The 7,022-nt window shown below is 45.9% G+C and carries 4 protein-coding genes; 3 read left to right on the top strand and 1 reads right to left on the bottom strand.

The window, feature by feature from the left end:
- A partial coding sequence (locus OEY64_02975; protein MDH5541908.1) for a hypothetical protein occupies positions 1–259 on the bottom strand: 259 nt, incomplete at its 3' end.
- 289 nt (positions 260–548) lie between these two features.
- Between OEY64_02975 and ahcY the strand changes: the two genes are divergently transcribed.
- From ahcY to OEY64_02960, 3 genes are all read left to right on the top strand, one after another.
- Entirely contained in the window at positions 549–1,868 is a 1,320-nt protein-coding gene (ahcY, locus tag OEY64_02970; GenBank protein ID MDH5541907.1) for an adenosylhomocysteinase, read from the top strand.
- Between the two features lie 231 nt (positions 1,869–2,099).
- Positions 2,100–3,863 carry a PAS domain S-box protein gene (locus OEY64_02965; protein ID MDH5541906.1) on the top strand — a complete coding sequence of 588 codons (1,764 nt, stop codon included), beginning with the start codon at positions 2,100–2,102 and terminating at the stop codon, positions 3,861–3,863.
- 352 nt (positions 3,864–4,215) lie between these two features.
- Complete coding sequence (locus OEY64_02960; GenBank protein MDH5541905.1) at positions 4,216–6,981, top strand: response regulator; 2,766 nt, start codon at positions 4,216–4,218, stop codon at positions 6,979–6,981.
- The last annotated feature ends 41 nt before the right edge of the window (positions 6,982–7,022 follow it).

The raw sequence follows: 7,022 nt of genomic DNA, 5'->3' as shown, positions 1-7,022 counted from the left end.
CCAGCGTTGGCCCAAGCTCAAGAATCCCTTGAGCGATTATCTGGCCGGGCTCCTGCTCCTTCTGGTATCCCTGCGTCATTACCTGCTTTTGCGCCTGCACGCCTGAATGGTCGAAAGCGGGTTTCTCCCCCCCCGGAGCCATGGAAGATGCGCCGACAGTTACCGGAAATTCCTTCCCGTCAGCTTTTTCAAACGGTACGAAGTGATGATCCTGGCATGCTGAAAGTACGAACAGCATCACAACAATAAACTTTTTCATTACGGTATCCTTTCAAAACATCCCGATACATCAAATGCCAACCGGGGCATAACATGGTGCAAAACATCTATTCTGTTTACCGGGGGCGTTCCTGTCAAGGAATTAAGAGTTGCCTATTTTTAAAAACCGTAAAAAATCCGTATTTTGCCTATTTTTTTTCTGATTGAATTTGCGTTATCCCCCGCACAGGATTATAATTACCTCACTTTTTAAAGCAGAATCGGCATTTAAAAATGCCGGAATTGCAATTAACTACCTACAATAACCTGATTTGCTAAAGGAAACACTTATGGGAAATGCTACGACGGCATCAGCCGACTACAAGGTTAAAGATATAACCCTCGCCGAGTGGGGGAGAAAAGAAATAAGACTTGCCGAATCCGAAATGCCGGGCCTGATGGCTCTTCGCGAGCAGTACGGCAAATCAAAACCTCTCAAGGGGGCTCGGATCGCCGGATGTCTTCATATGACAATTCAGACCGCCGTTCTCATCGAAACTCTTACAGAGCTTGGAGCAGAGGTAAGGTGGTCGTCCTGCAATATTTTTTCTACACAGGATCACGCCGCGGCGGCTGTCGCGAAAGCCGGCATTCCTGTCTTCGCCTGGAAAGGGATGTCGGAGGAAGAGTACGAATGGTGCATCGACCAGACGCTCTATTTCGGCGATGAAACCAGACCGCTAAATATGATCCTTGACGACGGCGGCGACCTTACAGCGATAGTCCTCGATAAACACCCTGAAATCGCAAAAGGGGTTAAAGGTATCTCCGAAGAGACAACCACCGGCGTCCATATCCTTTACAAAAGGATGGAAGAGGGGAAACTCCCGATTCCGGCCATAAACGTTAACGATTCGGTTACAAAATCCAAATTCGACAACAAGTATGGCTGCAGGGAATCGCTTGCGGACGGCATCAAGCGCGCTACCGATATCATGGTGGCCGGCAAGGTAGTCGTGATCGCCGGGTACGGCGACGTCGGCAAAGGTTCCGCCGACGCGATGAAAGGGCTTGGCGCGCGAGTTATTGTGACAGAGATCGACCCTATCTGCGCCCTGCAGGCTGCAATGGAAGGGTATGAAGTGAGGAAAATGGACAGCGTAGCTCCGTATGGCGACATCTTTGTTACTACAACCGGATGCAGGGACGTCATCGTCGGCAAGCATCTTGATGCCATGAAGGACAAGGCGATTGTCTGCAACATCGGCCATTTCGATCTTGAAATAGATATCTCATATCTGAACAACAGAAAAGATATCGAAAAGATCGAAGTAAAGCCGCAGGTTGATATCTATCGCTACCCGAACGGGAAGGAGATAATCATCCTGGCTGAGGGACGTCTTGTAAACCTCGGATGCGCAACAGGCCATCCATCCTTCGTTATGTCAAACTCGTTTACCAATCAGGTTCTCGCTCAAATGGAGCTTTGGGAACACCATGACAAATACGAAAACAAGGTCTATGTTCTTCCGAAGAAACTCGACGAGATGGTAGCTATGCTTCATCTTGGAAAACTTGGCGTTGAACTGGACACGCTTTCGAAGGAGCAGGCCAAATATCTCGGCGTTCCGGTTGAAGGACCGTATAAGCCTGAGCATTACAGGTATTAGGAAACCTCTGGAGTCAAGAACAGGCTCCTCGATAACGCTTTTTTTCCTGGCCCGGCCCTGGGAATTACTGATAATTCCCAGGGCCAGCCATGCTCTATAACCAGGTAACATGTAACACTGCGTGCCACAGTAACTTCTTTGAGACTATCTTTTCGCAATCGTATAGACTGTTTAATGTGATTTTGACAGTGATACTTTAAAAACCTTCAAAACAATATGAACGAGAATTGAATGGAAAAGAACGACAGGATACTTTACGAACAGCTGAAAACGGTCTTTTCGACCGGAAAAGCATCCTATTACGTAGGGGTGATAATTGCCGCAATACTTGCTTTTGTGCAATGGCCGGTAACTTCTCACACAACGATTTCGATATGGCTCGTATTTCTCTACCTGGTTTATATTGTCCGGATAAAACTGATATACAGTTTTTTTAAAATAGAACGCGACACAATAGATCACCACAAATGGCTCAAAATTCATCTGGTCGGCGCCACCTTCTCGGGCGTAATCTGGGGAGCCGCAGGAATATACCTCTTCCCCGAGCAATCACTTCCGCACCAGATGTTGCTCGCTCTTGTGCTTGCCGGGATAATTTCGGGAAACGTCGGCACCCAATCCGCCATTTTTTCAGGGATACTCTTATACAACATCCCTCTTGCCGTTCCGTTCTGCATTAAATCGATAACACTTGGGGATCAGATTCATGTGATCATCGGTTTAATGAGCTTTATTTTCCTCTCACTAATGCTCTACACGGGATGGTTGATCAACGGGGTTACATTATCTTCCTTTTTCGCAAATGAAAATCTAAAGGAAGAGATCGATGAAAGGAAGCGCGTCGAGCACGCCTTGCGGGAGAGCGAAGAAAAATACCGCCAGATAGTCGAGAATGCCAACGATATCATCCTCTCCCTCTCCACTGACGGCGAGATCCTTTACTCATCGCCAAACTGGAAGGAGATACTTGGACACGACCTCTCAAACGTAACTGGAAAAACACTCAACTCCTTCCTCCATCCTGATGACATCGATATAAACAATTTGATGCTTCGACAAAGCAAAATAAACAAGCAAAAAGTTACCCATATGGAGTTGCGCTTAAGACATCTTGACGGGACATGGAAATGGCACACCGCAAATGGATCGAATATTTATGACGAAAAGGGGAACATCCTCGGCTTCACCTGCATACTTAGAGATATCACATCCACCAAAAAAACTGACGAAGAGAAGCAAAAACTGATAATGGAACTTGATGAAACCATTGACGAACTCCAAATAGCAAAAGACTCCGCCGAATCCGCGACCAAGCTGAAGGATCAGTATGTGTCTCTGGTATCTCACGATCTAAGGACACCGCTGGCAGGGATTTTGGGCCTCGCAAAACTTTTATTGGGCAAAAACATTTCGCCGGACAAAAAAGATGAAATTATAAAGCGTATAGTCGATATGTCGGACAGGCTACTTGAAATGATAAACAGGCTGCTCGATATCAACCGGCTTCAGTCAGGCACAGTTAAGCTGAATTTGAGAATGGTAGACGCCTACCTCCTGTCGGCACAGGCGATCGGACATCTTTCATACATGGCGGACAGCAAGAAGATCAAATTAATAAACGATCTTAAGGAAAAAACATTTCTCCAGGCCGACCCGGATCTCCTGGCGCAGGTTCTCCAAAACCTTTTGTCCAACGCCATCAAATTCTGCAACGCGGGGGATACCGTAACGATCTTTCAGCCGGAAAATAACCCCTATGTTCTGGCAGTTAGCGATACAGGGATCGGTATAAACCCAAACCATTTGGAAGACCTGTTTAGACATGAAGTGACCACCAGCAAACCGGGCACAAACGGAGAGCCAGGCACAGGATTCGGACTCCCCTACTCATTTGATATTCTAAAAGCGCACAAGGGGAGGCTTTGGGTAGAATCTAAAGTAGACGCCGGAAGCACATTTTTTCTGGAACTCCCTCGGAACGGCCAATCAGGTTGATTTCTTTGCTCACTCTAAATTTGAATCATTAAAATATATCTCATAACGGCAGGGGCCGTTTTGCCATTTACAGTTCACGTTCCCAAAAACGAAAACTTGTACGAATCGTTGAATTCGCAACATTTCAAACAACTTTTCCCCCAAATCCCCCCTTGTCATGCTAAAATTCATGCGTTGAGCAACTCTGAATATTGAGTGAGAGGAAAATATCTTTCAAAAACACTTCGCATGCCTCTCGCAACAATAACCGAAAGACAATTGTGCAAAGTTATACGGTCTGTCAGGGTCGGGCTGAGAGTTGCCGTAGGAGGAGATAACCTTGAACCATAGACAATCCCTTTTGTGGATTCCCATGCTTTTCTGTCTATTCGGCTCTCAAGCCCTGGCAAATACAAATCAGAACCCATACATCCTCTCCGACTCCATGGACGGGATTTGGATAGGGCGCTATCTTGACGTGTTGGAAGATCCGACAGGCGCCTTTACGATAGAGGAGATACTGAAAAAAAGCGACGGCGAATTCTCCCGCCTTGACCGGGACAGCGCAAATTTCGGATTTTCACGCTCGGTTTTTTGGCTGAAATTCTCAGTAAACAATATACAGGATGAGAATATTAATTGGGTATTTGAGTGGGACTATCCGCTTGTCGACTATCTTGATTTGCATGAAACTGAAAACGGGAAAATCCTTCAATCTTTCATAACCGGAAACACAAACGGTTTTTCGTCCAGAAATACCAGCTATAACGGTTTTAGTTTTCACCTCGATACGCCGCCCGGCTCTACCCGTACCTACTATCTGAGAATAGCATCCGACATCACGATCCTGGTACTCGCCAAGGCATGGTCTCACGATCTTTTTGAACAGGCGACTGAAACAAAATACTGGTACTACGGTTTATATTTCGGAATTCTTCTGGTAATGATGTCGTATAACTTTTTCCTCTACTTGTCCATAAGGGAAACGGTCTATCTCTATTATGTCCTTTACCTTTTGGGAATGTGGCTGACCCAGCTTTCCAACCACGGCTTTGCGTTTCAATATCTCTGGCCGGACAGTCCCGCGTGGAACATTAATAGCATATTTGTATTCACATCATTCTCCCTTCTGTTCGGTATCAACTTCAGCCGGAAATTCCTTAATTCGCCTGTCCATGTCCCCATTCTTGACAAATACATGGCTTTTTTCTGCAAGCTTTCGCTGATTTTACTGATAGCTCCTTTCATAGTAAATCCGATGTTAATGGCCCAAATACTGAACATCATGCTCATTGTTGTTTTCCTGCTTCTCGGAGCTGGTGTTGTGGTCTGGTCGCGCGGATACCGGCCCGCACGTTTCTATGTAATCGCTTGGTCATTCTTCCTTTTAGGACTGACTATATTCGGCCTGATGAACATCGGCCTTATAGGGGTAAATGTGTACACGCAGTATGCCTACATGGTGGGGTCAGTGGTTGAAGTTGTCCTGCTTTCACTGGCGCTTGCGGACAAGATCAACATAATGCGCGAAGAGAAGGAAGAGGCTCAGTCCAAATACCTTAAAACCTCCATGAACATACCCGGCGTCGTATACCAGTTTATGATAAGGAATGACGGGAGTTTCACTTTCCCGTTCGTTTCATCGCTGTCAGCGGAGCTTGTAGGCTTCAATGCGGCAGACATTCAAAATGATCCCAACCTCTTCTTTAAAAACATTTACAAGGAGGACCATGAACCTTTCCTGAAATCCATAGAAACATCCGCAAGCACCATGAACGTATGGGAACACCTTTTCAGATATGTGATGCCGGATGGAAACATTAAATGGTTTCACGGTAAATCAATTCCCCATTTCCTCCCGACAGGCGAACCTCTCTGGAACGGCGTAATACTCGATATCACCGAAATAAAAAACGCGGAGATAGAGATCGAAAAAAGGGACCGGATGCTCAAGGACGCCCTACTGAAATCAAAGGAAGAGTTGGAGATTAAAGTTCTGGAAAGAACTTCGGAATTAAGAATCGCAAATATCGAACTTGAGAAAGCAAAGGAAATTGCCGAAAACGCCACCATCGTAAAGGATAAATTCGTTTCTCTTGTCTCTCACGACCTTCGCTCCCCTCTTGCAGGCATCATGGGGATGCTCGATATTTTCGAGAGCAATATGGCCTCCAAAATTGATGACAAACAAAGGACGGAAATTGTTTCGAGGGTCAAGAATACCAGCAAAAGCCTTTTAAAGATGGTTGACCAACTTTTGGATATCGGCAGACTGCAGTCAGGCAAAATAAAGCTGAATAAAAAATATACCGACATGAAGCTTTTGGTCTCCATGCACGTGGATCACCTGCTCTATGCCGCCAAGGAAAAGAAAATCGTCATCGTGAACGAAATACCCTCCGACATGCGCCTTCTGCTGGATTCGGACCTGACAGGCGAAGTGATTCAGAACCTGGTTTCCAATGCGGTCAAATTTTGTTCGGCAGGCGATGTGATCTCCATCTACAGGCCGAACGGGAATCATTCATCAATCGCCGTAAGTGACACAGGGATCGGTCTTGACAAGACAATCATTGACGACCTTTTCAAGCATGAAATTAAAACTACAACCTTTGGAACATCCGGCGAAAAGGGGACCGGCCTCGGTCTTCCATACTGCATGGATATAATGAAAGCCCACAATGGGACGATTTATGTCAAGCCAAACTCTCCTAAGGGAACCATTTTTCATATCGAATTCCCCGTAATCAAAGAGGTCATCATCGTCGCTGACGATCAGGACGTGCAGAGGAGAATGGTCATCGAGCAACTGAAAAAAATTACCGACGCCGATATCATGGAAGCCTCTACAGGCAAGGAAGTGCTAAAAATAATGAACGAAGTGACCCCCATGCTCATCATCACCGATATTCAAATGCCAGGGATGGACGGACTCGAAGTTATCAAGACAATCCGACAAAACAACGATTTCAGGGACATTCCAGTGATAGTGAACTCGGCGCTCTCCTCCGACGACAACCATAACGGGGATAAGACGGATATCAGGAAAATGGTTCTTGAACTCGGGGCGAACGATTTCATTGCCAAACCGGTGATACCGGAGGATTTTATCCCCAAGGTAAAAAGATTTATCGTCTGAAAAGAAGCATTAACTCAAATAAAAAACCGCCCCGTATTTGA

This window comes from Nitrospinota bacterium, assembly GCA_029881495.1.
Taxonomy (GTDB): domain Bacteria; phylum Nitrospinota_A; class UBA7883; order JACRGQ01; family JACRGQ01; genus JAOUMJ01.
This window is presented reverse-complemented; position numbering and strand designations above follow the sequence as displayed.

Excerpts from the sequence above, each read along its gene's own strand:
- ahcY (MDH5541907.1), top strand. The coding sequence starts at position 549 with ATGGGAAATGCTACGACGGCATCAGCCGACTACAAGGTTAAAGATATA.
- OEY64_02965 (MDH5541906.1), top strand. The coding sequence starts at position 2,100 with ATGGAAAAGAACGACAGGATACTTTACGAACAGCTGAAAACGGTCTTT.
- OEY64_02960 (MDH5541905.1), top strand. The coding sequence starts at position 4,216 with ATGCTTTTCTGTCTATTCGGCTCTCAAGCCCTGGCAAATACAAATCAG.